This is a genomic window from Kribbella monticola (assembly GCF_003261635.1).
GTDB lineage: Bacteria > Actinomycetota > Actinomycetes > Propionibacteriales > Kribbellaceae > Kribbella > Kribbella monticola.
This window is the reverse complement of sequence record NZ_QFXK01000033.1, coordinates 202,630-224,280: the sequence shown is the minus strand read 5'-3', so window position 1 is coordinate 224,280 and position 21,651 is coordinate 202,630. Positions and strand designations below refer to the sequence as shown.

Sequence of the window (21,651 nt, the reverse complement as noted above, 5' to 3'; positions counted from 1 at the left end):
CCGTCCGGCGGGGAAGTGGACGGCTCGCCGGCGGGATCCGGGGAGCCGGTTCGGGGTGTGGGCGGGGTGTTGGCGGGCTCTGCCCCCGTGCCGGATCGGGGGGTGGGTCGGTTGTCGGTGGGGTCGGGCGGGGAGCCGGGGGTGGGGGTCACCATTGGAGGGTTCCGTCTACGATGCGGACCTGGCGTTGGGCTCGTTGGCTGACGTGGTCGTCGTGGGTGATGACGGCGAGGGTCATGCCTTCGTGGTGGAGTTCGTCGAAGACTTCGAGGATCGCCTCCGCGTTGGCGCTGTCGAGGTTGCCGGTGGGCTCGTCGGCGAGCAGCAGGCTCGGCTCGGCGACCAGCGCCCGGGCGATCGCGACCCGTTGCCGCTCACCGCCGGACAACGTGCCCGGCCCGAAATCCATCCGATGCGCGAGCCCGACCCGCTCCAGCGCGACGCGCGCCCGAGCCATCCGTTGCTTGCGCGGCACCCCGACGTACACCATCGACAGCGCGACGTTCTCCAGCACCGTGCGGTGGTCGAGCAGATGGAACGACTGGAAGACGAACCCGATCCGCTCCCCGCGCAGTACGGCGCGACGCCGCTCTCGCAGGCTCATCGTGTCGACGCCGTCCAACCGGTAGACGCCACCGGTCGGGTTGTCGAGCAGCCCGAGCAGATGCAGCAACGTCGACTTCCCCGACCCGGACGGCCCGACGATCGACAGATACTCCCCTTCGCGGATGGTGAGGTCCACCTCGCGGATCGCCTGTACCTCGGGCGGCCCGGGGAAGAACCGCCGTACGCCGATCATCTCGACCACCGGCGCCGGCAGGGCTACCGCGGTGGCGGTCATCGCCCGACCACCACTTGGTCGCCCTGGACCAGCTTGGCATCGCCGGCCGGCGTCACCTGCGCATACCCGTCAGCCGACAGCCCGACCGTCACCGGGATGAGCTCGACCTTGCCGTTCCGCAGTACTTCGACCCTCGAGCTCCCGTCGGGCCCGGCCGACAACGCGGCCACCGGTACGGCGAGCACCTTGCCGTTGGTGCTCTTGATCGGGATGGTGACCCGGACGTTGGCGTCTCGGAGCAGGTCCAACTGGTGAGGGGTGAGCGACTTGGGCGCCACCACCACGTCGTACTGGTCGGCGTTGCGAGTGATGCGGCGGACCGTGGCGGCCACGATGGTGCCGTCGCCGAGGTCGAGGCTGGCGGTCATCCCCGCCTTGAGCCGCTCGTGCGTCTGCGCGTCCACCTTGAGCGTGACGACGAGGGACGCACCGCTGGCCGACATCACCACGCCGTTGACGGTGCCGCCCCGCTCGACCTTCACGTCGTCGACCCGGCGTGGCAGCGACTTCACGAAGACCACCTCGGACACGGGCAGCGGCGTACCGGCCTTGAACCTGGCGTCCGCGAGCGCAGTCTCCGCGTCGTCGAGGTTGGACTGCGCGTCGCTCACCGCACCCTGCTCGACGGAGAAGTCCTTCTTCCCCGGCATCGCCTTGGCCTGCCGGAGCGCGCGTTGGGCCTGCCGGAGCGCGTTCTTCACCTGGTCGACGTTCTTCTTGGCGCCGTCGACCGCCTGGGTCAGCCGCTCGTCCGGCTCGGGCGCGTCGTACCCGGCGGCTTCGTAGAGCTGCTCGACGGCGTTCGCCGTGTCGAGGTCGTACTTGCTGTCGACCGTCCCGGGGTCGAACCCGAGCCGATCGAGCGTCTGCTCGAGCTGCAGCACGTCGGGCCCTTTGCTACCCGGCGAGAGCGTCCGGTACATCGGCAGTACGCCGGCCAGCCCGATCACCGGACGTCCGGTGATCTCCAGCAGGGCCTTGCCCTCCTTCAGGGTCGACCCGACGGTCGGGACCTTCCCGGTCACCACCGCCGGCGTGGTCAGCCCGCTGGTCTCGACCCGGATGTTCACCGCCCCGTCGAACGAGGTGTCGCCCCGGCCGACCACCTTGCTGGCCAGCGCCTTGAGTTCCACCGGCACGGTGATCTGGGAGGCCTTCGGCGGTGCGGTTTTCGCGGCGGCGTCCTCTGGCGAGGTGATCCGGCTGCCCGCGGCGACACCGACGCCCAGGGAGAGCGCGGCGACCGCGGACACCCCGACCAGGACCCGCCGGCGGGATCTGGGCGAAGCGGTCACCGGTTCGCCATTCCGTCGCGGTAGGCCTCCAACTCGGCCTTGTGGGTGCTGACGAACTCCTTCTCCAGTTCGAACTGTGCCTTCTTGTACGGCGCGTCGTACACCTTCGCCTTGCAGCCCTGGTCGGCCTTGGCCAGCTCGATCTCGAACTTCCGCAGGTCGGCCAGCTTCTGCGCGTCGACCTTGTCGAACGAGGGCGGCCCGACCACCACGTTCTTGCCCGGCCGGGGTGTCTGCGCGCCGCCGTTGCCGGTCAGCTCGTCCAGCTTCTTGCTCACCTTGTCCCGCGGCTCGTCCACCTTCTTGAAACCGGCGTGCCCGGCGTCGGCCAGACAGTCGGACCAGGCAGCGGTGGCGTCGACCACTCGCTGGTCGGCCTCGATCCGCTTCTGCAGCGCTTGGATGTCCTTGAAGAGCGAGTCGTACTTGCTGAAGTCGGCCATCTTGTCGCCCGCCTTGCCGTACACCTCCTCGGCCGCCTTCCCCCGGCAGCCGGTGTCCATCTTGGCGTTGCTCTTGCCCTCCGGCATCACGACGACATTGCCGCCGTTGGTGGCGAACTGGCCGTTCAACGCCTTGTCGTAGGCCTTCTTCGCCGTCGGCGACAGCTTGTTGCGGATGGCCGTGTTCGGGTTGCTGGTGTCGTCCTTGCCCAGCTTGGACCAGTCGATCGTGCTGATGCCGTAGCCGTACTGTTCGGCGAACTTGTCCGGCGGCAGGTTGAAAGCGTCGTTGAACTTGGACTTCGGGTTCGATTCCGGCGGTACGGCGACGTAGTCGAAGCCGGCCGTCTTCATACAGGCGGCCGTCGCGTCCTCGACCTTGCGCTGCTTGGCCAACTGCTCCTCGTCGGACTCCTGCGGACCACCGGCCCGCACCGCCATCCGCATGCCGCCGCCGGAGCTGCTGCTGAAGCCGTCCCCCATGTACTCCGCGAGCGGGCTCTTCTCCTCGCTCTGCACCGGCTTCTTGTCTGCCGCCGGACCGTTGACGATCCCGCAACCGGCCAGTGCCAGCACGGCGACCAGTGAGAGCGCTTTGCGTGAGTTCTTCATGGCACCGAGCGTGGCCGGGGTGCTGTGAAGAACCTGTGAAGGACCGATCAGCACCCGATGCTCTCAGCTGATCTTCATCGAAATCTCATCAAGTTCGGCGACAGTGAACAGATGCCAGCCCGGATCCTCGTCGCCGAAGACGACCGCAAGCAGGCGGAGCTGATCCGGCGTTACCTCGAGCGCGAGGGCCACCTAACGGTCGTCGTCCACGACGGCCGGGCCGCCATCGACGAGGCGCGCCGGCGCAGCCCCGACCTGCTGGTCCTCGACGTGATGATGCCGAAGGTCGACGGCCTGGATGTCTGCCGCGTACTCCGCGCCGACGGTGCTGGTGATCGAGACGTCCCGATCATCATGCTGACCGCCCGGGCGACCGAGGACGACCTGCTGCTCGGCCTCGACCTCGGCGCCGACGACTACCTCACCAAGCCCTACAACCCGCGTGAACTGGTAGCCCGGGTCCGGACCGTACTACGGCGTACGCGCGGGCGGGCCGAGGGCGAGGTGTACCGGGTCGGTGTGCTCGAGATCGACCCGGTGCGGCACGAGGTCCGGCTGGCCGGTGACCTGGTCGACGTGACACCGGCCGAGTTCAAGATCCTGGCCTGCCTGGCCGCGTCGCCGGGTCGGGCCTTCTCGCGGCAGCAGTTGCTGGAGCACGCGTTCGGGTTCGACCACTACGTGTTCGACCGGACCATCGACGTCCACGTGATGAACCTGCGCAAGAAGATCGAGCCGGAACCCGGCAACCCGGCGTACCTGAAGACCGTGTACGGCGTGGGCTACAAGCTGGCCGACAAGGTGGTGACCTCGGATGCGTCGTAGCGTCCTGCTCAGATTCCTCGGGCTGTCGCTGGCGGTGGCTCTTGGCGCGGTGATCGCGACGGCGGTGATCGCCACCTACAGCACGTCGGAGAAGCTGCAGGGCGAGTTGGAGGACAACACCTCGCAACTGCAGGTGGACGGCGACATCTATGCCCGGCTGAGCACCTTCGCGGCCGATCACGCCACCTGGTCGGGCGTCGACAAGTTCGTCCGGCAACTGGCCGACCAGACCGGCCGCCGGATCGCGCTGACCGATGCCGACGGGACGATGATCGTCGACTCCGCCCGGGTGCTCGGCGCCGGCCCGGACCTGCCTTCGGTGCCTGCGGCAACAATCGACGCGCGGAACAGCGGTACGGCGGGCGCCGGCGGCATGTTCGTCAGCGCGGTCGCCGCAACCGCACCGCGGTCGGTGGCTTTCGGAAAAGCCTCGCTCGCTGCGATCACTGTCGGCGCGGGCCAATGGGGACTGACCGATGCCGAGCTACGGCAGCGCGAGAAGCTGGCGGCGCAGGCGGTGGACTGCTACCGGGCGCACGGCCGCAACGTGACCGTCTCGACCACCGCCGATGGTGTCCCGACCCTGGCCTACGAGACCACCCAGCTCTCCGGCTACTCCATGACCGAGATCCCGAAGCCGGCCGCCACCGAGAACGACTCGTGCCTCCCGGCGGGCCTCTACGCGCCGAGCGCGAAGGCGATCAAGATCAACAACGACGAGATCCACCGGTCGATCGCCTGCCTCGATGCGGCCGGCGAGCAGTACACGCTCCAGGCGACCACCAAGACCGAAGGACTCCAGGTCGTCACTCCGAAGGACAAGTCCAACGTCTCCAAGCAGTTCGTCGACTGCACCGTTCAGGCTCGCTCCGACGCCCTCGCGCCGTACGTCGCTCCGCAGGCGAAGCTCTACCTCGGCGCCAAGAGCACCTTCAACGTCTTCTCCGGCGAAGGACTCCTCCGTACTGCGGCGACAGCGCTCGGCGTGCTCCTGATCGCCGCGCTGGTCATGGTGTTCGCGGGCCGCCGCCTCGTCCGGCCGATCCTGGCGTTGACGGGCGCCGCCCAGCGGATGACGAACGGCGACCACGCGGCCCGGGTCCCGGTCACCGGGCGGGACGAGGTCGCCCGGCTCGGGCACGCCTTCAACGCGATGGCCGAGTCGATCCAGCATCACGACGTTCAGCGGAAGGCGATGGTGAGCGACGTGGCGCACGAGCTGCGGACTCCGCTCGCCAACATCAAGGGCTATCTGGTCGCCTCCGAGGACGGCGTGGTGCCGCTCGACAAGGAGCTGGTGACTTCATTGCTGGAGGAGGCCGGGCTGCTCGAGCGCCTGGTGATCGACCTCCAGGACCTGGCCCTCGCCGACGCCGGGATGCTGCGCCTGCACCAGGATCCGCGCGACCTGGGCGAGCTCGCCCAGCAGGTCGTCTCGGCGCATCGCCCGGCAGCCGAGTCGGCGGGCGTCACACTCAGCGCCGAGGTGGCCGGAGCAGCTCCTGCTGTCGTCGACGGCGCACGGATCCGTCAGGCACTGGGGAATCTGGTGTCGAACGCGATCCGCTTCACCGGGGCAGGTGGTCACGTCCTGGTCGGCGTACGGCGGGTTGGTGACGGCTATCAGGTGACGGTGACCGACAGCGGTGCCGGGATCGCGTCGGAGCATCTGCCGTATCTGTTCGACCGCTTCTACCGTGCCGAGCATTCCCGCAGCCGGACGACGGGCGGCAGCGGGCTCGGGCTGGCGATCACCAAGCATCTGGTCGAGGCGCACGGCGGCACGATCACCGTCACCAGTACGCCGGGGCATGGCTCCACCTTCACGATCCGGCTCCCCGCTCGTCCCTAGACTGTCGGCATGGCCGGACGGAAAGCTCGCGTGGCGGACGTACACGCGGTCGCGGGCGGGATGCCGCATGTGACCGTCGTACAGGGTGGCGGCGAGAATCCGGTCTACCAGGTCGGCGGGAAGTCGTTCGTGTTCTTCCGGACCAAGCGGCCGGACGCGTTCGATCCGGAGACCGGTGAGCGGTACGACGACGTGATCGTGATCTGGGTGCCGTCGGAGGACGACAAGCTGGCGCTGGTGTCCGACGACAGCAACCCCTTCTTCACGACTCCGCACTTCGACGGGCACCTGTCGGTGCTGGTGCGGGCGAGCCGGCTGGGCGAACTGAGCGTTGAGGAACTGACGGAGGTGATCCAGGACGCCTGGTTGTCACGCGCCTCGAAGCGCCGGGCAGACACCTGGCTGAAGGAACATCGCCTCAGCTGACTCGCCCCTCCCGGATGCGACACTGCGTGCCGTGAGCTCACCGAACAACCAAGGCGGTTGGCAGAGCCCGCCGCAACAGCCCTACGGCCAGCCACCGCAAACCAGCGGACCACCGCCCACCTACGGCCAGCCGCCGCAGGGTTACGGGCCGCCTCCGGGTTACGGGCCGCCTCCGGGTTATGGGCCGCCTCCGGGTTATGGGCCTCAGCAGGGTTATGGGTCTCCGTCGGGCTATGGGCCGCCGCCCGGTGTCGGTGGGCAGCCGCCGAAGCGGAAGCGGGGTGTGATCGTGCTGGCGGTCGTGGTCGGCGTTGCGCTGGTCGGCGCGAGCGTCCTCGGCTACTTCCTCCGGGACAGCTTCTTCGGTGACGACGAGCCCACGAGCACAACCACCGCCTCCGCGCCCGCGGGAAGCCCGACTGCCGGACCGACTGACAACTCCAGTCCGGCGGCCGATGCGCCGCGGCTCGCGAACGCGGTCGTCATGACCAAGAAGTTCCTCGGCTACCTGAACACCAACAACCAGAAGGCCGCTGCCGCAATGGGCTGCGAGGGTTCGAAGCAACTGCTGCCGACGGCGATCTCGCTGATCGTGGACGAGTCGACGAACCTGACGGCCGGTACGGCGACGGTGGAGGAGCCCGGCACCTCGGCGTACCCGATGCGGATGGATCTGGTCACGATCAGCGGCACGGTGAAGTACCGGCCGACGAACGGCTGGGTACGGATCCAGGACGTGCCGGGCGAGCCGCTCTGCGTCCGGATCTTCCAGACGCCCTGATGCCGCGGTGGCGGAAGTTCCGTTGTGAGCTTCCGGCGCTGGCACCGGCAGCCTGCGACACTGAGGCGTGAGCACTCCGACGCCACCGGGCCCGCCCGGCGAAGGCCGGCCCGGCCCCAGCGGCCCTCCGCCCGGCTGGCCCAGCCAGAACCACCCGCCCCAGGGTCAACCGTCCCCGGGTCAGCCGCCGCACGGTCAGCCGGCGCACGGTCAGCCGTCCCAGAACCAGCCCTCCCAAGGTCAGCCGCCCCAGGGTCAACCGTCCCCGAGTCAGCCGGTGCACGGTCATCCGGTGCACGGTCAGCCGCCGTACGGTCAGCCGTCCCAGAACCAGCCCTCCCAAGGTCAGCCGCCCCAGAGTCAACCGTCGCCGGGTCAACCGACGCAGTGGACGGGGTACGACCAGAACCGGTACCAGCCGAACAGGCCCCAGGACGAGACGCGGGTGTTCGATCCGAATGGGCCCGGTGGTTTCGGCGGTCCGCCCGGGTACCAGCGGCCGCCGCAGCGGAACCGGGCCGGGCTCTTCATCGTGCTGCTGGTAGTGGTGCTGATCGCCGTTCTCGGGATCGGTGGGGTGGTCGCCTACAACCTGGTCACCGACAAGACCTCGGTCGCCACGGAGCCCGGCGGCCTGGATCCTTCGGACATCCCGACCGAGCTTCCGACGTACTTCCCGACGGAACCGCCGACCGACGACCCGACCGTGCAGCCCTCCGAACCGACGATCACCGTGCCGACGATGCCCTCGAGCGGCAATCCGGCGCAGGCGAAGGAACTGGTCACCCGGTTCGTCGGTCAGCTCAACGCGAACAAGCCGACCGCCGCGGCCGCCCTGGCCTGCCAGGAGTCCAAGGAACTGTTGCCGACGCTGATCAAGGTGCTGATCAAGCCGCCGACCAAGCTGACCGTCGGCGACACCATCGGTCAAACGGTGATCATCGTCAGGATCAACGGGTCGACGAACGGCCACAGCGTCACCGGCATCGTCCTCGTCGAGGACCAGGGCGGACACCCCTGCGTCAGGGCCCTCCAGGTCGCACCGAACTGAATGCGACCTGCGCCGGCACGTCGTCTCAGTGAGTCGGTGCGAGCGCCCAGGCCGTCTCCAGCAGATCGGTGCCGGTCGGCAGCGCGGCGATGATCGGGGTGTCCAGGCCGTTCGCCACGTAGGCGTCGATCTGAGCCCGGCAGTCGTCGGCCGAACCGTGCACGACCAGTTCATCGATCAGCGAGACCGGAACCGCCGCCATCGCGGCGTTCCGGTCACCGGCCGCCCAGGCGTCGCGCATCTCCTTCATCTGCTCACCGCGCCCGAGCCAGTCGTGGAAGGCGGCGTACCCGGGCACGGTCAGATAGGTGGCGATCAGGTACCGCCCGATGTTGCGCGCCATCTCGGTGTCCTCGGTGACACAGACGAAGATCCGCGCCGCGAGTTCCTTGTCGTCGCCCAACTCGGCGCGCACCTGCCGCACATCGGCAGCCGACAGCCAGTTGGTGATCGCCCCGTCCGCCTCCCGCGCGGCCAGTTTCAGCATCTGCGGCCGAAGCGCGGCGAGCATGATCGCGGGCGGGATCTCCGGCGCCTTCTCCAGCCGGAACCGGTTGATCGTGAAGCTGTCGAACTCCCCGTCCACCTTCTCCCCCGCCAGCGCCTGCCGGAGGAACCGCAGTACGTCGCGGGTCCGCGCGAGCGGCGGGTCGTACGCGATCCCGTTCCACCCGGTCACGATGGTCTCCGACGACGCCCCGATCCCGAGCACGAACCGCCCCGGCGCGAGATCGGCCAACGCCGCCGCGCTCATCGCCAGCGCGGCCGGCCCACGCGTATGCACCGGTACCACGGCAGTCCCCAACCGCAGCCGCTCGTCCCACTCGGACGCGAGCACCAGCGGGGTGAACGCGTCGGCCCCGGCCACCTCGGCCGACCACAGATCCGTGTAGCCGAGCGAGGCCAGCTCACTGATCAACGGCCGGTGGTCACGCAGCGGCACCCCGGTCAACGGCACGGTCAGACCCCAGCGCATCAGATCACCCTCTTCAACAGCGAGACCGGCACGACCTTGAGCACCGAACTCAAGGGACGCCACGGCCACGACGGGACGACGGCTTTGGCGCGTTCCGCCTCGATCGCCGCAACCATCGCGCGGACGCCCGGCTCGGTATCCACGACGAACGGCAGCTTGCGAACCCCTTCGTTCAGGTCGGACCTGATGTACCCGGGCTGGATCACGCTCACCTTGATCGGCTTGCCGAGCAGTTCCAGCTGGAGACCTTCACCGACCGCGGCGATCGCCGACTTGCTCGCGGAGTACGCGGTCATCGCCTTGGGCATCCCGCGCAGCCCGGCGACCGACGAGATCAGCACCAGATGGCCCGCGTTCCGGGCCCGGAACAGCTCCATCGCCGCTTCGGCCTGGGCCAGCGCTGCGACGTAGTTCGTCATCGTCGTCGCCAGATTCGCATCGAAGCGCCCGGTGCCGATCGGAGTCCCCTTGCCGATGCCGGCGTTGACGATCACCCGGTCCAGCCCGCCGAGCTCCGCGTCGGCGGAGCGGAACACCTCGAACACCTGGTCGTGATCGGTCACGTCGAGCCGGCGGACGACCACCTCGATCCCGGGGTGGGCGGTGGTCAGCTCGTCCTGCAAGGTCTTCAGGCGGTCCTCGCGGCGAGCGGTCAGCACCAGGTTCCGCCCCTTGGCGGCGAACTGACGGGCCATCTCCGCGCCCAAGCCTGCGCTCGCCCCGGTGATCAGGATGTTGCGTCGCATGAACCAGCCCTATCTGTAGGAGAGCATGTCGGTGCCGTCGAGGTGTGCGTGTTCGTTGTAGCTGATCAGCGTCAGACCGCTGCGACCGGACACCAGCTTGGTGATCGCGGTGTTGATCGTGACAGGGTTCAGCCGCCGCCAGAGTCCGTCGTCGCCGCCGAGCAAACGCCCGGCGATCGCGGCGATCGGTCCGCCCGAGGTGAAAACGACCGCGGTCTCGCCTTTGCCGAGGCGGTCCGCGGTACGGCGTACTGCCTGCTCCGCGCGCTCGCAGAAGTCGGCGAAACTCTCTGTGTAACCCGCACCGTCGCTCGACGCCCACCGCTCGGTCGCAGCCGTGAACATCTCCTGGAAAGCCCGAGCGGGGTGACCGGTCCGCGCCAGATCGGCGAGCAGTACCGCACGACGCTTGTACGCCGGTTTGTGCGCGACGATCACCTGGTCGTGGTCGAACTCGTTGAACCCCTCGTCGACGTCGACACTCGTCTCGAGCCCGGCGGCAGCGAGCGCGAGCTCCGCAGTACGGGCGTGGCGTTGCATGGCACCCGCGACGACGAGATCGGGCTTCACTCCGCGCCCGGCCAGGGCTTCGCCGAGGCGCTCGGCCTGTCGTTCACCGAGTGGCGAGAGCTGGTCGTAGTCGCTGCGGCCGAACGACGCCTGGGCGTGTCGTACGAGGTAGATCGCGCCCATCTCAGGCCGCCTTGCGGATGATCCGGCGGCAGCGGCGCTCGAGCAGATTGACCGGTAGCCAGAGGTTCTTGAACCGTGGATTCCTGGTCTGCTTGTGGTGGTAGCGGTAGTAGATCTGCTGGCAGATCACGGCCAGCCGGAACAGTCCGTACACCTCGTAGAAAGCCCAGTTCGCCGGTTCGGTACCGGTTTTCTCCGTGTAGTAGCGGACGATCTCGTCCCGGGTGAGCATCCCGGGAAGGTCGGACGGCTGCATCTTGAAGCGCCTGAAGGCCCAGTCGTCGTCGGTCTGCACCCAGTACGCGAGCGCGCTGCCGAGATCCATCAGCGGATCCCCCAGCGTCGCCAGTTCCCAGTCGAGTACGCCGACGACCTTCAGCGGATCGCCTGGATCGAGGACGACGTTGTCGAGCCGGAAGTCGTTGTGGATCACGCAGGTCCGTACGTCGGCAGGCTGGTTCGCCGCGAGCCAGCTCATCACCTTCTCGAAGCTGGGCACGTTCCACGTCTTCGCCTTGCGGTAGCGGCCGGTCCAGCCGGAGACCTGGCGCTCGACGTACCCGGCGCCGCGGCCGAGATCGCCGAGGCCGGCTGCGGCGGGGTCCACCTGATGCAGGTCGACCAGCGTGTCGATCAAGGTGTGGCCGAGTTGCCGGGTCTGGTCAGGAGTCAGGTCGACACCGAGCGCGGACCGGCGGGGGATGGTGCCGGCGATCCGCTCCATCACGTAGAACTCGGATCCGATGACGGCGTCATCGTTGCAGTGGGCAACCATCTTCGGTACGTACGGGAAGACCGGTGCCAGGGCGGACTGGATCCGGTACTCGCGGCCCATGTCGTGCGCGCTCTTCGCCTTGGTCCCGGCGGGCGGACGACGCAGGATCAGGTCGCGGCCGGCGTACCGGAGCAGGTAGGTCAGGTTCGAGGCGCCGCCGGAGAACTGCTTGACCTCCGGCAGCCCAGCGGGAAGCTCGGTTCGTTGCCTGAGCCAACTGTCGACGGCCGCGACATCGAAGGCGTCCTCATCGCGCACCTCGCGCGCCCCGGCGGGAGCTTCCGCACCGCCCTCGTTCGCTGCCAACGGAGCCGTCACCGCTCCCCGGCCGTCGGTACCGAACTCGCGCCGGTCGACCCACCTGCCCCCGTCCCACCCGCTGCCGGGCCGGGCGCTTCCGCGCGCTCGCGGGCCCGGGAGGCGATCTTGCGCATCTGGCGGTCGTAGAGCGGGCGGGCGAAACGCTTGGTACGCCAGGCGATCAGGGCCGGCCGGTCCGGGATGATCAGGAACTGGCGCTTCTTCACCCCGGCGATCACCTTGGCCGCGATATCGTCCGCGGTCCGTGGTGACTTCTCGATCAGCCTCCGCGCGGTCGCGCCCATCTCGGTGTCGTCGCCCTGGATCGAGTCGGCCAGATTGGTCCGGAAGAACGACGGGCAGACGACCGACACGCTCACGCCGTACGGGCTCAGTTCGTGCGAGAGCGTCTCGGACAACGCGACCACACCGGCCTTCACCGTGTTGTACGAGCTCATCATCGGCGGATGCACCAGCCCGGCCGCGGAGGCGGTGTTGACGAAGTGACCCGAGCGCTGTCGCTTGAACATCGGCGTGAACGCGCGGCAACCGCGAACCACACCCATCAGGTTGATGTCGACGACGCGGTCCCACTCGTCCAGCGACTCGACGTCGATCCGTCCGCCGGTCGCGATCCCGGCGTTGTTCACCAGGATGTCGAGGCCGCCCCAGTTCTCCTCGCACCAGGCGACGGCGGCTTCCCAGTCATCGGCATCCCGCACATTCAACTGCCGGTACTCCGTGGCGCCGTGCCCGGTGACCTCGGCGGCGACGTCCGTGCACAGCACCTTGTGGCCGTCGGCAACGAATCGCTGGACCAGCGCGGCGCCGAGCCCGCTCGCGCCACCGGTGACGAGAACCCTGCTCACTTCGACTCCTTGGTGTACTTGGACAGCTCGATCTTCGCGACGACTCCACGGTGCACCTCGTCGGGCCCGTCGGCCAGCCGGAGCGCACGGGCACTCGTCCACGCCGCGGCGAGCGGGAAGTCGTCGGAGAGCCCGCCACCACCGTGCAACTGGATGGCCATGTCGATCACGTCCTGCGCCATCCGCGGTACGGCGACCTTGATCTGGCTGACCTCGCTCAACGCGCCCGCCAGACCCTTGGTGTCCAATAGGTACGCCGTTTGCAGCACCAGCAGTCTCGCCTGGTTGATCGCGATCCGGGCGTCCGCGATGCGCTCGCGGTTGCCGCCGAGGTTGACGAGCGGCTTGCCGAACGCAGTACGGGAGGTGCCGCGCTGGAGTGCCAGCTCGAGCGACTTCTCCGCGAGGCCGATCAGGCGCATGCAGTGGTGAACGCGGCCGGGACCGAGTCGTCCCTGGGCGATCTCGAACGCGCGACCAGGGCCGACCAGGATGTTCGAGGCCGGCACGCGGACGTCGGTGAAGGAGACCTCGCCATGCCCGTGCGGTTCGTCGTACCGGCTCATCGCCGGGAGCAGGCGCTCGATCTTGACGCCGGGGGTGCTGCGCGGGACGAGGACCATCGTGTGGCGGGCGTAGCGGTGGGCGTCGGGGTCGGTGAGGCCCATGAAGATGAGCAGTTCGCAGTCCGGGTGGCCGACGCCGGTGCTCCACCACTTGCGGCCGTTGAGGACCACCTCGTCGCCGTCGACGATCGCGGTCGCGGCCATGTTGGTGGCGTCGGACGAGGCGACATCCGGCTCGGTCATGCAGAACGCGGACCGGATCTTGCCGTCCAGCAACGGCTCCAACCACTGCTGCTTGTGCTCGGGCGAGCCGTAGCGGAGCAGCACCTCCATGTTGCCGGTGTCGGGTGCGTTGCAGTTGAACACGTACGGCGCGAGGAAGGAGCGGCCGGTGAGCTCGGCGATCGGGGCGTAGTCCAGGTTGCTGAGCCCTTCGCCGTACTGCTCGTTGCCGGGCTCGGCGGGCGGGAGGAAGAGGTTCCAGAGACCCTGCTTCCTGGCCTTGACCTGCAGCTCCTTGTAGACGGGGAGCGGCTGCCACGGGTCTTCGGCGGCTTTCGTCGCCGCGTGCACCTCGGCCTCGATCGGCTCGATCTCGGTCCGGATGAACTCTTCTACCCGGCCGATCAGTTCCTGAGCTCTGCTGGACGGCTCGAAACCCATCCCACGCCTCCTCAGCTTGGTGTTCCTTGACGGTAGCGCACTTACTGAGCAATGCTCAATAGCGTGCGCCAGCGACTGACAGCGGAGGATCGCCGCAAGCAACTGGTCGGCATCGGGCTGCGGATGTTGCGGACCCAGCCGATCCACCAGCTGTCGATCGACGCGGTCGCGGCCGAAGCGGGGATCTCCCGCGGGCTGCTGTTCCACTACTTCCCGACCAAGCGCGACTTCTACATCGCGGTGGTCAGCGCGGCTGGGCGACGGCTCTTGCGAGTCACCAAGCCTGACCCGTCGCTGCCGCCGGCCGAGCAACTGCGGGAGATGCTGCTGGCCTTCCTCGCCTTCGTGACCCGGCGGCGCGACTCGTACATCTCCTTCGTCCGCGGAGCAGCCGGAGGAGATCTGTACGTCGTGGAGATCTACGCCGAGACCCGCGCCGGGCTGACCACCCGAGTGCTCGATCTCCTCGGCGACTCCGCCGCCGCGACCGACCCGGCCTCCCCGGTGCGCATGCTGGTCCACGCCTGGCTCGCGTACGTCGAAGACCTCGCCGTCGAGTGGTCCGGCCTCCCCGAACCCGACCGCCCAGTGACGGCGGAAACCCTGGTAGACCAGTCCATAGCCGCCCTCCACGCCCTCCGCACGCTCTAACCCCGCCCCCATCAAACCCCGCGCCCCCGGCCAACCGGCGAACCCACCTCTCAGGGGGTTATCCCCTCAAAGTGTGGGTTGGCGCGCGGTATCCAGGCAGACAACCCACACGTTGAGGGGCCGACCCCCGAAAGTGTGGGTTCGCAGAAGGGTGGGGTGGTTAGTTTGGTGGGGCGGTGGAGGCTCGGGTGATCAGTTCAGTAGCCAGTTCGACGTGGAGTGCCTCGAGTTCGTGGCGGTCGAGGAGACGGGTCAGCAGGCTCACCGCCATCCGGCCCATCTCCTGCAGCGGCTGCCGGACCGTGGTGAGCTGTGGCGAGGTGGCCCGGCTGAGATCGATGTCGTCGAACCCGGCGATCGAGAGATCGTCCGGAATCCGCAGACCGCGCTCGACCGCCGCTTGCATCGCGCCGACCGCCGCCTTGTCGTTGAAGGCGACCAAGGCAGTCGGCCGCTCCGGCAGATCCAGCAGTTGCCCAGCCGCGCGGTACCCCTGCTCGATCGTCGGCTCGACGTAACGGACCAACTCGGCATCCGGAAGGATCCCGCCGTCGGCGCAAGCGGCCGCATGGCCCCCCATCCGCGCGTCACTCGCGAGCCACTCCCGCGGCCCCGCGATCACCCCGAGCCGGGTATGGCCGAGCTCGACCAGATGCGCTGTGACCTGGCGCGCGCCGGAGAAGTGTGCGGCCGAGACGGACGGGATGTCTCGCGGCAAGGGCGTCCGCGGGTCGACCACGACGAACGGGAACCGACGGCCCTGCAGCCGGACAAGCTCCTCACCCGGCTCCGGCGGGAGGATCAGGATCGCGCCGGCCAGCCCGTGCCCGCCGGTCAGCCGCGCCAGCGCCTGGGTGTGCTGAGCGGCCTCGCCGGCATCCAGCACCAGCCGGCGACCGTACCGCTCGAGCGTCTCCGCGATGGACGAGACGATCAGGCCGAAGTAGTCGGTCAGCACGTACGGGCAGCGGACGTAGACCGCGCCCGCGACCGGCTTCGGCTGTCCTCCGCGCGGACCGGGCGCCCGGAGTCCGAGGCGCTCGACGGCCTGCTCAACCAGCTCCCTTGTCTGCGGCGCCACGTTGCCGGCCTGGTTGAGCACCCGGGAGACGGTCGCGATCGAGACGCCGGTCTCGGCCGCAATGTCCCGCACGGTGGCGCGATGCCTAGGCATTTGTTACATCACCTTGTTTCACAGTTGCACCCTAATCCCAGTCTTGACAGTCCGCTATACCGACGGTTTTCTGAGCAGGAAACACCTGGCAGGTGTTTCATTTGTTACAGCCCGCCCGCTGTGAAGGAGAACTATGAATTGGCAAGCGATCGGCGGGACCGTCACGGTCTCCGCCCTGGTGCTCAGCGGGGTGACCGTCGGCGCCGACGCCGCCCGGCTTCCCGCCCAGAGCCACTCGACCGGATCGGCGGCCCGGGTCTGGGTCACCACCCCGGACCGCACCGAACTGCTGCACGAACGGGCTCCCGTCGCGTTCAGCCGGACGGCCAGCAAGCTCACGACGATCACGGTCGACCCGGCCACGAAGTACCAGACCATGGACGGCTTCGGCGCGGCGATCACCGACTCGTCCGCGGCGGTGTTCTACCGGCTGAGCGCGGCCGACCGGGAGAAGACACTGCGCTCGCTGTTCGATCCGAAGCAGGGCATCGGCGTGAGCTTCCTGCGCCAGCCGGTCGGCTCGTCCGACTTCACCGCCGCCGCGGAGCACTACACGTACGACGACATGCCTGCCGGGCAGACCGACTTCGCGCTGCGGCACTTCACCATCGCGCACGACCAGGCCCAGGTGCTGCCGTTGCTGCGCCGGGCCAAGCAACTCAACCCGGCAGTCAAGGTGATGGCTACGCCGTGGAGCCCGCCCGCGTGGATGAAGACCGGCGACTCGCTGATCGGTGGCCGGCTCAAGGACGACCCCGCTGTCTACAACGCCTACGCGCGCTACCTGGTGAAGTTCGTGAAGGCGTACGCAACGGCCGGCGTACCGGTCGACTTCCTGTCCGTGCAGAACGAGCCGCAGAACCGCAAGCCGGGCGGCTACCCGGGCACGGACATGCCGGTACGGCAGGAGGCCGCCGTGATCGAGGCGCTCGGCCCACTGCTGCACGCAGCGAGCCCACGCACGAAGATCCTCGGCTACGACCACAACTGGACCACGCACCCCGGTGACGTCGCCAGTACGCCGCCCGGCGAGGACCCGGAGACCGACTACCCGTACCAACTGCTCAGCTCTCCTGCCGCCAAGTGGATCGCCGGTACGGCGTACCACTGCTACTCGGGCAGCGCCGCAGCGCAGAGCGCCTTGCAGAAGGCCTTTCCGGAGAAGGGGATCTGGTTCACCGAGTGCTCGGGCTCGCACGGCGCGACCGACACACCTGAGCAGATCTTCCGCGGCACGCTCACCTGGCACGCCAGGAACCTCGCACTTGGAGTCACGCGGAACTGGGGCAAGTCGGTCGTGAACTGGAACATCGCGCTCGACTCCACTGGCGGCCCGCACCTCGGTGGTTGCGACACCTGCACCGGCCTCGTCACGCTGCAGCCCGACGGCACGGTGAGCACGGACGCGGAGTACTACACGATCGGGCACCTGTCGAAGTTCGTGAAGCCCGGCGCGGTACGGATCGGCTCCACGTCGTACGGAACGACCGGGTGGAACGGGCAACTGATGGACGCCGCCTTCCGCAACCCGGACGGCTCGACCGCGCTGGTCGTGCACAACGAGAACGACGACCCGCGGTCCTTCGCGGTGGCGGTCGGCGACGAGTTGTTCGAGTACACGCTGCCGGGTGGAGCACTCGCGACGTTCACCTGGCCGCGCTCGGGTGGCTCGTGGTTGGCGCCGATCTCGCTGGCCGGCGCGACGGCTTCCGCAGTACCGGCTGGTGATGCGGCGGCGGCGATCGATGCCGACGGATCGACGCTCTGGCAGTCGAAGGCCGCGCAGGCGCCGGACCAGTACCTGCAGGTCGACCTCGGTACGGCGAAGACGATCCGCCGGGTGGCGCTCGACAGCGGCGGCAATCTGGGCGACTTCGCCGCCTCGTGGAAGCTGACCTACAGCAACGACGGCACGACGTGGCGGCCCTTGGCCACCGGTACGTCGGACGGCCAGCTGACCAACATCGACGTGGCGCCGACCCGGGCGCGCTACCTCCGGATCACCTCGACCAGTACCAGTGACCACTGGTGGACGCTCGCCGACGTGCGCTTCTACAGCTGATCCGCCCCGCTTGATCTCCCGTCCACAGCCGGTGGACGGGAGGTCAGGGCCTGCTCGACCCAGCGCGCCACCGCACTGGCGGATTGGTTGTCCAAGGCAATGATTTGGAGACCGCCCGGCAGGCCGTCGGTCGGCATTGGGATGCTGTACGCCGGGTAGCCGGTCAGGTTGGCCAGGCGGGTGTTGCGCATGAGCTTGGCTCGGATGCTCAGCGAATCTGCCTCGACCTCGCTCAGCGTCGGAGCGGTCAGTTGGACGGTCGGCAGCAGCAGGGCGTCGACCCGGCTGATGGTCGTCCCGAGTTCGACGGTCACCGCGAGGACCTGCTCGCGAGCCTTGACGTAGCGCCAAGCCGGGATCTCGACCGCCTCCCGCAATCGCTCCTGGACGTCGGGCTGGTAGTTCTCGACGTTCCGGCCGACGTGGTTGGCGACCGCCTCGGGCCCCTGCAGGTCGATCGCGGTCTGGTTGGTCTCCGCCCAGTCGGGGACCTTCGCCTCGCTCATCGCGGCGCCGGCGGCCCGGAGCGTTGCTATTGCAGCAGACCAGGCTTTGGTCACCTCTGGTGAGCAGTCGAGGTGCTCGGGGTTCGACACCAGTCCGAGGCGCGGCGGGCTCGCAGTACGGGCTGTGTGTTGTGCAGTCAGTGCATCGACGGCGTACTGCGCGTCGGCGACCGTGGCCGTGAGTACGCCGACGTGGTCCAGGCTCTGGGACAGCGGGAAGACTCTGTTGGTGGACAGTGTGTTTCGCGCGGGTTTGAAGCCGACCACTCCGCACAGGGCAGCAGGGATCCGCACTGAGCCGGCGGTGTCCGTGCCGATCGCCAGTGGGACGACACCGGCGGCTACTGCCGCAGCAGCACCGGCACTGGAGCCACCGGTGATCCGCGACGGGTCGTGCGGATTGCGGCAGGGTCCAGCTCGGTTGGAGGTGCCAGTGCAGCCATAGGCGAACTCGTGACTGTGGCTGAGCCCGATGACGATTGCCCCGGCCGCCCGCAACCGCCGTACGACGTCTGCGTCGGTGCTGCCGAGTTCGTCCATCGTGAGCGAACCGCAGCGGTACGGCAGGCCTTGGACCTCGATGATCTCCTTCACCAGCACCGGTATGCCGGCCAGCGCACCACGACGGTCATGCGCGACGGCAGCCTTGCGTGCTCCTTCTGCGTCCAGGTGAACGACTGCGTTCAGCGCGGCCGTCTCCTCGGCCCGCTGCAACGCTTGCTCAACCAGGTCGACCGGATCGACTGCACCACTTCGGACGGATGCGGCAATCGCCTCGATGGACTCCACAGCCAACATCAGAGCACGGCTGCCCGTCGATCGGCATCCGTTGCGGGTTGTCGGCCTCACAACCGGGCGCAGCATCGGTGAGGAAAGCGAAACAGCAGCGTCACGGCTCGTTGCTACCGTCGCCGTCATGACCCTGATCGACGAGGCGGAACTGCGCTCGGCGACGTCGACCGACCCGGACATCGTCGCGCTCACCACCGCCCAGCAGGCCGAGCTCGCCGCCATCTACGGCGACGACCAGCCACTGGTCGGCCTGCACCCCGACATCCGGTTCATCCTGCTCCTCGTCGGCGGCACCCCGGTCGGCTGCGTCGGCCTGCAACCGGTCTCTCCCGGCCTCGGCGAGATCAAACGCATGTACGTCGAACCGGCCTCCCGCGGCTGGGGCCTGTCCCGCCTCCTCCTCGCCGAGGTCGAGTCCGCGGCCCGCCGCCTCGGCCTAACCCGCCTCCGCCTCGAAACCGGCACCGCCCAACACGAAGCCCGAGCCCTCTACACCCACCACGGCTACACCCCCACCCCGCCCTATCCCCCCTTCGAACACGAACCAGCCTCCCTCTGCTTCGCCAAGAACCTCTGATCACTGCGGCAGGTCGAGGACGAGGTCCTGGTCTTCGCGGTGGAAGCCGACCTTGTTGAGGTAGGAGGCTGAGTTGCGCATGCGGCGGGGGGCGATGACCTGGTGGAAGCCGTGGTCGGTGAAGACGTCGCTGCGGCGGTAGACGAACTCGCCGGGGGTGAAGTCGCGGTACTCCGGGAGGACGTAGTCCAGGTCGATCTGGGCGCGGCCGTTCCCGGCGTCGTGGGCGAGGACGACGCCTACGGTGCGCTCGCCGCGCTGGACCAGGAACGCGTACGGGCTGGCGGCCGAGGTGAAGCCCGGGTTGAACCGGCTGATGTCCTTGCCGTGCGCGGTCAGCACGTGGCCGAGGTACGCGTCGGTGGGGTTGACCTCGAGGACGGCGTACTCCGCGTCGTCGTGCCGGTGGCGTAGCAGTCGCCAGAGCTGGATCACGTTGATCACGGCCAGTACGGCGTTCATCCCGACCATCGGCCAGACGGGGATGGCGAGGTTGAAGCCGACCAGGATCACGCAGCCGATCAGGTTCAGTACACGCAGTCGCAGGATCCGGGTCTGCAGCAACGACACCACGACGAGTGCCGAGCCGCCCCACCCGATGATGCTCATGAGGTCCACGCCGTGAGACTAGACCAGCGCACCGGGTGGACCGCTGCGCGCAGACTTGTGGGTGTGACCGAGAACCTGGAGCTGAACGGCATACCGCTCGAATCCCTGCCACCTATGTTGCTGAGGGCAACCAGCTACGGGCACTTCACCTCGATGCAGGTCCGCGACGGCCGCGTCCGTGGACTGGCCCAGCACCTCGACCGGCTCGACCGCAGCTCCCGCGAACTCTTCGGCCAGGGCCTCTCGGCCGACCGGGTGCTCTCCGTACTACGAGCCGCGCTCGATCGCGCGTGGTCGGTCGATGTCTCCGTCCGCATCAGCGCCTTCGTCCTGCCGCGTGCCGAAACCCGCCGAGCCGAGACGCTCCAACCCGAGCCGGACCTATTGGTCACCGTCTCCGATCCGATCGCTCCGACCAGCACTCCACCGAGGCTGCTCGCCTTCGAGCACGAGCGCCCCGTCCCCCACCTGAAACACACCGGCACGTTCAGCCTGACGTACTACGCCCGCCAGGCGCGGCTCGCGTCGTACGACGATGCGCTGTTCTACGACCGCTCGGGCAACGTCTCCGAAGCCTCGATCTGGAACATCTGCTTCGCCAGAGCCGGCCGCATCATCTGGCCCGAGGCGGCCGTCCTCCCCGGCATCACCATGCTCACGCTCCAAGCCGGCCTCGAAGCTGTCGGCGTTGCACGTGAAACGGTGCCCGTCCCCCTGAGCACCATCGCCGACTACGACGCGGCGTACCTCACGAACTCCATCGACTCTGCACTCCCGGTCGCCTCGATCACCACGCCGGCCGGCACCACGCAGTACAAGTCTGATCCGGCGTCGGCCGAGCTCATCGCGCGTGCCTACGCCGCGGTTCCGCTCGACGTGATCTAGAGCCAGCTCGTGGCCTGGTCCGCGATCAGGCGGCCGAGTTCTTCGGGCGCATCGCGGGCGATCAGGTGTCCTGCGCCTGGAATGCGGGTGACCACGACGGTGGGTTTGGCGGCGCGGAAGCGGTCGACCTCGGCATCGGCGAGCGGGGAGGTCGGCCCGCCACGGACCAGCAGGATCGGCAGTTCGAGGGCTGTCGCTGTGGCCAGCAGTTCGTGACTGTGCTCGAAGATGTCCTCGACGAGGTTCGTACGCCGGTCGCGGAGGCCGATGCTGTCGAGCCAGGCCCGGACCCGAGGCGCATCGGGTTCGGGGACGACGTCGACGAGGATCAACCCGGCGACGGCCTGGGCCGTGTCCGGGTCGGCGAGCGCACCGACCGCCGCCAGGCCGCCGAGTGACGCGCCCACCACGACGACCGGTGCAGGCTCCCGGTGAATCATCGCGGCGACGTCTGCCGCGATCGGCGCGAGCGTGATCGCCTGTCCCGAACTGGCGCCGTGCCCACGCAAGTCGTAGGCCACGCTCCGCAAGTTGCGCTGATCGAGTACGGCCGCCACCGGCGCCCACACCCCGCGCTCCTCACCCCCGGCGTGCAGGAGCAGGACGGTCGGACCACTGCCGGTCGCCGTACCCCGCAGCTCCACGTCGTCCCGGACGAGGGTGAACTCGGTCATCAGTCGG

22 protein-coding genes are annotated in these 21,651 nt (G+C 68.6%); 9 read left to right on the top strand and 13 right to left on the bottom strand.

Annotation, left to right across the window (positions count from 1 at the left end):
• Positions 1-148: 148 nt before the first annotated feature.
• From DIZ26_RS23695 to DIZ26_RS23685, 3 genes are read right to left on the bottom strand one after another with little or no spacing between them, the layout of a single operon-like run.
• On the bottom strand, positions 149-841 hold the full coding sequence (locus DIZ26_RS23695; protein WP_112245091.1) for an ABC transporter ATP-binding protein: 693 nt from the start codon (positions 839-841) through the stop codon (positions 149-151).
• Positions 838-2,136, bottom strand: a complete 1,299-nt coding sequence (locus DIZ26_RS23690) for a peptidoglycan-binding protein (RefSeq protein ID WP_112245089.1) — start codon at positions 2,134-2,136, stop codon at positions 838-840. Before DIZ26_RS23690 ends, DIZ26_RS23695 begins: the two co-directional genes overlap by 4 nt.
• Positions 2,133-3,191 carry a hypothetical protein gene (locus DIZ26_RS23685; RefSeq protein ID WP_112245466.1) on the bottom strand — a complete coding sequence of 353 codons (1,059 nt, stop codon included), beginning with the start codon at positions 3,189-3,191 and terminating at the stop codon, positions 2,133-2,135. The genes DIZ26_RS23690 and DIZ26_RS23685 overlap by 4 nt, the downstream gene beginning before the upstream one ends.
• Positions 3,192-3,302: 111 nt before the next feature.
• Between DIZ26_RS23685 and DIZ26_RS23680 the strand changes: the two genes are divergently transcribed.
• The 5 genes from DIZ26_RS23680 (at position 3,303) to DIZ26_RS23660 (ending at position 8,126) form a co-directional block, all read left to right on the top strand.
• A complete protein-coding gene (locus DIZ26_RS23680; RefSeq protein ID WP_112245464.1) occupies positions 3,303-4,016 on the top strand; it encodes a response regulator transcription factor in 714 nt (237 codons plus the stop codon).
• Positions 4,006-5,868 (top strand): sensor histidine kinase, encoded by a 1,863-nt coding sequence (locus tag DIZ26_RS23675; RefSeq protein ID WP_112245088.1) that lies wholly within the window; start codon positions 4,006-4,008, stop codon positions 5,866-5,868. The genes DIZ26_RS23680 and DIZ26_RS23675 overlap by 11 nt, the downstream gene beginning before the upstream one ends.
• Before the next feature lie 9 nt (positions 5,869-5,877).
• Positions 5,878-6,294, top strand: a complete 417-nt coding sequence (locus DIZ26_RS23670; protein WP_112245086.1) for an MmcQ/YjbR family DNA-binding protein — start codon at positions 5,878-5,880, stop codon at positions 6,292-6,294.
• 283 nt (positions 6,295-6,577) lie between these two features.
• Positions 6,578-7,075 carry a hypothetical protein gene (locus DIZ26_RS37535; protein WP_157979797.1) on the top strand — a complete coding sequence of 166 codons (498 nt, stop codon included), beginning with the start codon at positions 6,578-6,580 and terminating at the stop codon, positions 7,073-7,075.
• Between the two features lie 445 nt (positions 7,076-7,520).
• Entirely contained in the window at positions 7,521-8,126 is a 606-nt protein-coding gene (locus tag DIZ26_RS23660; RefSeq protein WP_157979796.1) for a hypothetical protein, read from the top strand.
• 25 nt (positions 8,127-8,151) lie between these two features.
• Here DIZ26_RS23660 and DIZ26_RS23655 read toward each other — a convergent pair whose 3' ends face one another.
• The 6 genes from DIZ26_RS23655 to DIZ26_RS23630 are packed head-to-tail and all read right to left on the bottom strand — an operon-like array spanning position 8,152 to position 13,714.
• Complete coding sequence (locus DIZ26_RS23655; protein ID WP_112245082.1) at positions 8,152-9,102, bottom strand: LLM class F420-dependent oxidoreductase; 951 nt, start codon at positions 9,100-9,102, stop codon at positions 8,152-8,154.
• A complete protein-coding gene (locus DIZ26_RS23650; protein ID WP_112245080.1) occupies positions 9,102-9,848 on the bottom strand; it encodes an SDR family oxidoreductase in 747 nt (248 codons plus the stop codon). Before DIZ26_RS23650 ends, DIZ26_RS23655 begins: the two co-directional genes overlap by 1 nt.
• Before the next feature lie 9 nt (positions 9,849-9,857).
• Complete coding sequence (locus tag DIZ26_RS23645; RefSeq protein ID WP_112245078.1) at positions 9,858-10,541, bottom strand: histidine phosphatase family protein; 684 nt, start codon at positions 10,539-10,541, stop codon at positions 9,858-9,860.
• A gap of 1 nt (position 10,542) precedes the next feature.
• Positions 10,543-11,634, bottom strand: coding sequence for a phosphotransferase family protein (locus DIZ26_RS23640; RefSeq protein ID WP_232828546.1), 1,092 nt, complete (start codon positions 11,632-11,634; stop codon positions 10,543-10,545).
• Positions 11,631-12,485 carry an SDR family oxidoreductase gene (locus DIZ26_RS23635; protein ID WP_112245076.1) on the bottom strand — a complete coding sequence of 285 codons (855 nt, stop codon included), beginning with the start codon at positions 12,483-12,485 and terminating at the stop codon, positions 11,631-11,633. Before DIZ26_RS23635 ends, DIZ26_RS23640 begins: the two co-directional genes overlap by 4 nt.
• Entirely contained in the window at positions 12,482-13,714 is a 1,233-nt protein-coding gene (locus DIZ26_RS23630) for an acyl-CoA dehydrogenase family protein (protein WP_112245074.1), read from the bottom strand. Before DIZ26_RS23630 ends, DIZ26_RS23635 begins: the two co-directional genes overlap by 4 nt.
• A gap of 63 nt (positions 13,715-13,777) precedes the next feature.
• Here DIZ26_RS23630 and DIZ26_RS23625 point away from each other — a divergent pair, with 63 nt between their 5' ends.
• Entirely contained in the window at positions 13,778-14,365 is a 588-nt protein-coding gene (locus DIZ26_RS23625) for a TetR/AcrR family transcriptional regulator (protein WP_232828545.1), read from the top strand.
• Positions 14,366-14,525: 160 nt separating this feature from the next.
• Here DIZ26_RS23625 and DIZ26_RS23620 read toward each other — a convergent pair whose 3' ends face one another.
• Complete coding sequence (locus DIZ26_RS23620; RefSeq protein ID WP_112245072.1) at positions 14,526-15,539, bottom strand: LacI family DNA-binding transcriptional regulator; 1,014 nt, start codon at positions 15,537-15,539, stop codon at positions 14,526-14,528.
• Positions 15,540-15,672: 133 nt separating this feature from the next.
• Between DIZ26_RS23620 and DIZ26_RS23615 the strand changes: the two genes are divergently transcribed.
• The gene (locus tag DIZ26_RS23615; RefSeq protein ID WP_112245070.1) at positions 15,673-17,601 is read left to right on the top strand and encodes a discoidin domain-containing protein; all 1,929 of its coding nucleotides are present in this window, start codon (positions 15,673-15,675) and stop codon (positions 17,599-17,601) included.
• Here the strand turns inward: DIZ26_RS23615 and DIZ26_RS23610 are convergent.
• Positions 17,592-18,896 carry an amidase gene (locus DIZ26_RS23610; RefSeq protein WP_232828544.1) on the bottom strand — a complete coding sequence of 435 codons (1,305 nt, stop codon included), beginning with the start codon at positions 18,894-18,896 and terminating at the stop codon, positions 17,592-17,594. The genes DIZ26_RS23615 and DIZ26_RS23610 overlap by 10 nt on opposite strands.
• A gap of 127 nt (positions 18,897-19,023) precedes the next feature.
• Between DIZ26_RS23610 and DIZ26_RS23605 the strand changes: the two genes are divergently transcribed.
• Positions 19,024-19,476, top strand: a complete 453-nt coding sequence (locus DIZ26_RS23605) for a GNAT family N-acetyltransferase (RefSeq protein WP_112245069.1) — start codon at positions 19,024-19,026, stop codon at positions 19,474-19,476.
• Here the strand turns inward: DIZ26_RS23605 and DIZ26_RS23600 are convergent, their stop codons facing one another.
• Complete coding sequence (locus DIZ26_RS23600) at positions 19,477-20,085, bottom strand: hypothetical protein (protein WP_232828571.1); 609 nt, start codon at positions 20,083-20,085, stop codon at positions 19,477-19,479. It abuts the gene before it with no gap.
• 63 nt (positions 20,086-20,148) lie between these two features.
• On the opposite strand from DIZ26_RS23600, the gene DIZ26_RS23595 reads away from it, so the two are divergent.
• Complete coding sequence (locus DIZ26_RS23595; protein WP_157979795.1) at positions 20,149-20,970, top strand: aminotransferase class IV; 822 nt, start codon at positions 20,149-20,151, stop codon at positions 20,968-20,970.
• On the opposite strand, the gene DIZ26_RS23590 is transcribed toward DIZ26_RS23595, so the two are convergent.
• Positions 20,967-21,644, bottom strand: coding sequence for an alpha/beta fold hydrolase (locus DIZ26_RS23590; protein ID WP_112245063.1), 678 nt, complete (start codon positions 21,642-21,644; stop codon positions 20,967-20,969). The two genes, DIZ26_RS23595 and DIZ26_RS23590, sit on opposite strands and share 4 nt — an antisense overlap.
• Positions 21,645-21,651 lie beyond the last annotated feature (7 nt).

What these genes read in the sequence shown, in the direction of transcription:
- DIZ26_RS23645 (WP_112245078.1), bottom strand. Translation starts at nt 10,541, where the DNA reads ATGGGCGCGATCTACCTCGTACGACACGCCCAGGCGTCGTTCGGCCGC.
- DIZ26_RS23590 (WP_112245063.1), bottom strand. Translation starts at nt 21,644, where the DNA reads ATGACCGAGTTCACCCTCGTCCGGGACGACGTGGAGCTGCGGGGTACG.
- DIZ26_RS23615 (WP_112245070.1), top strand. Translation starts at nt 15,673, where the DNA reads ATGAATTGGCAAGCGATCGGCGGGACCGTCACGGTCTCCGCCCTGGTG.
- DIZ26_RS23680 (WP_112245464.1), top strand. Translation starts at nt 3,303, where the DNA reads ATGCCAGCCCGGATCCTCGTCGCCGAAGACGACCGCAAGCAGGCGGAG.
- DIZ26_RS23675 (WP_112245088.1), top strand. Translation starts at nt 4,006, where the DNA reads ATGCGTCGTAGCGTCCTGCTCAGATTCCTCGGGCTGTCGCTGGCGGTG.
- DIZ26_RS23600 (WP_232828571.1), bottom strand. Translation starts at nt 20,085, where the DNA reads ATGAGCATCATCGGGTGGGGCGGCTCGGCACTCGTCGTGGTGTCGTTG.
- DIZ26_RS23655 (WP_112245082.1), bottom strand. Translation starts at nt 9,102, where the DNA reads ATGCGCTGGGGTCTGACCGTGCCGTTGACCGGGGTGCCGCTGCGTGAC.
- DIZ26_RS23630 (WP_112245074.1), bottom strand. Translation starts at nt 13,714, where the DNA reads ATGGGTTTCGAGCCGTCCAGCAGAGCTCAGGAACTGATCGGCCGGGTA.
- DIZ26_RS23695 (WP_112245091.1), bottom strand. Translation starts at nt 841, where the DNA reads ATGACCGCCACCGCGGTAGCCCTGCCGGCGCCGGTGGTCGAGATGATC.
- DIZ26_RS23620 (WP_112245072.1), bottom strand. Translation starts at nt 15,539, where the DNA reads ATGCCTAGGCATCGCGCCACCGTGCGGGACATTGCGGCCGAGACCGGC.
- DIZ26_RS23670 (WP_112245086.1), top strand. Translation starts at nt 5,878, where the DNA reads ATGGCCGGACGGAAAGCTCGCGTGGCGGACGTACACGCGGTCGCGGGC.
- DIZ26_RS23650 (WP_112245080.1), bottom strand. Translation starts at nt 9,848, where the DNA reads ATGCGACGCAACATCCTGATCACCGGGGCGAGCGCAGGCTTGGGCGCG.
- DIZ26_RS23685 (WP_112245466.1), bottom strand. Translation starts at nt 3,191, where the DNA reads ATGAAGAACTCACGCAAAGCGCTCTCACTGGTCGCCGTGCTGGCACTG.
- DIZ26_RS23605 (WP_112245069.1), top strand. Translation starts at nt 19,024, where the DNA reads ATGACCCTGATCGACGAGGCGGAACTGCGCTCGGCGACGTCGACCGAC.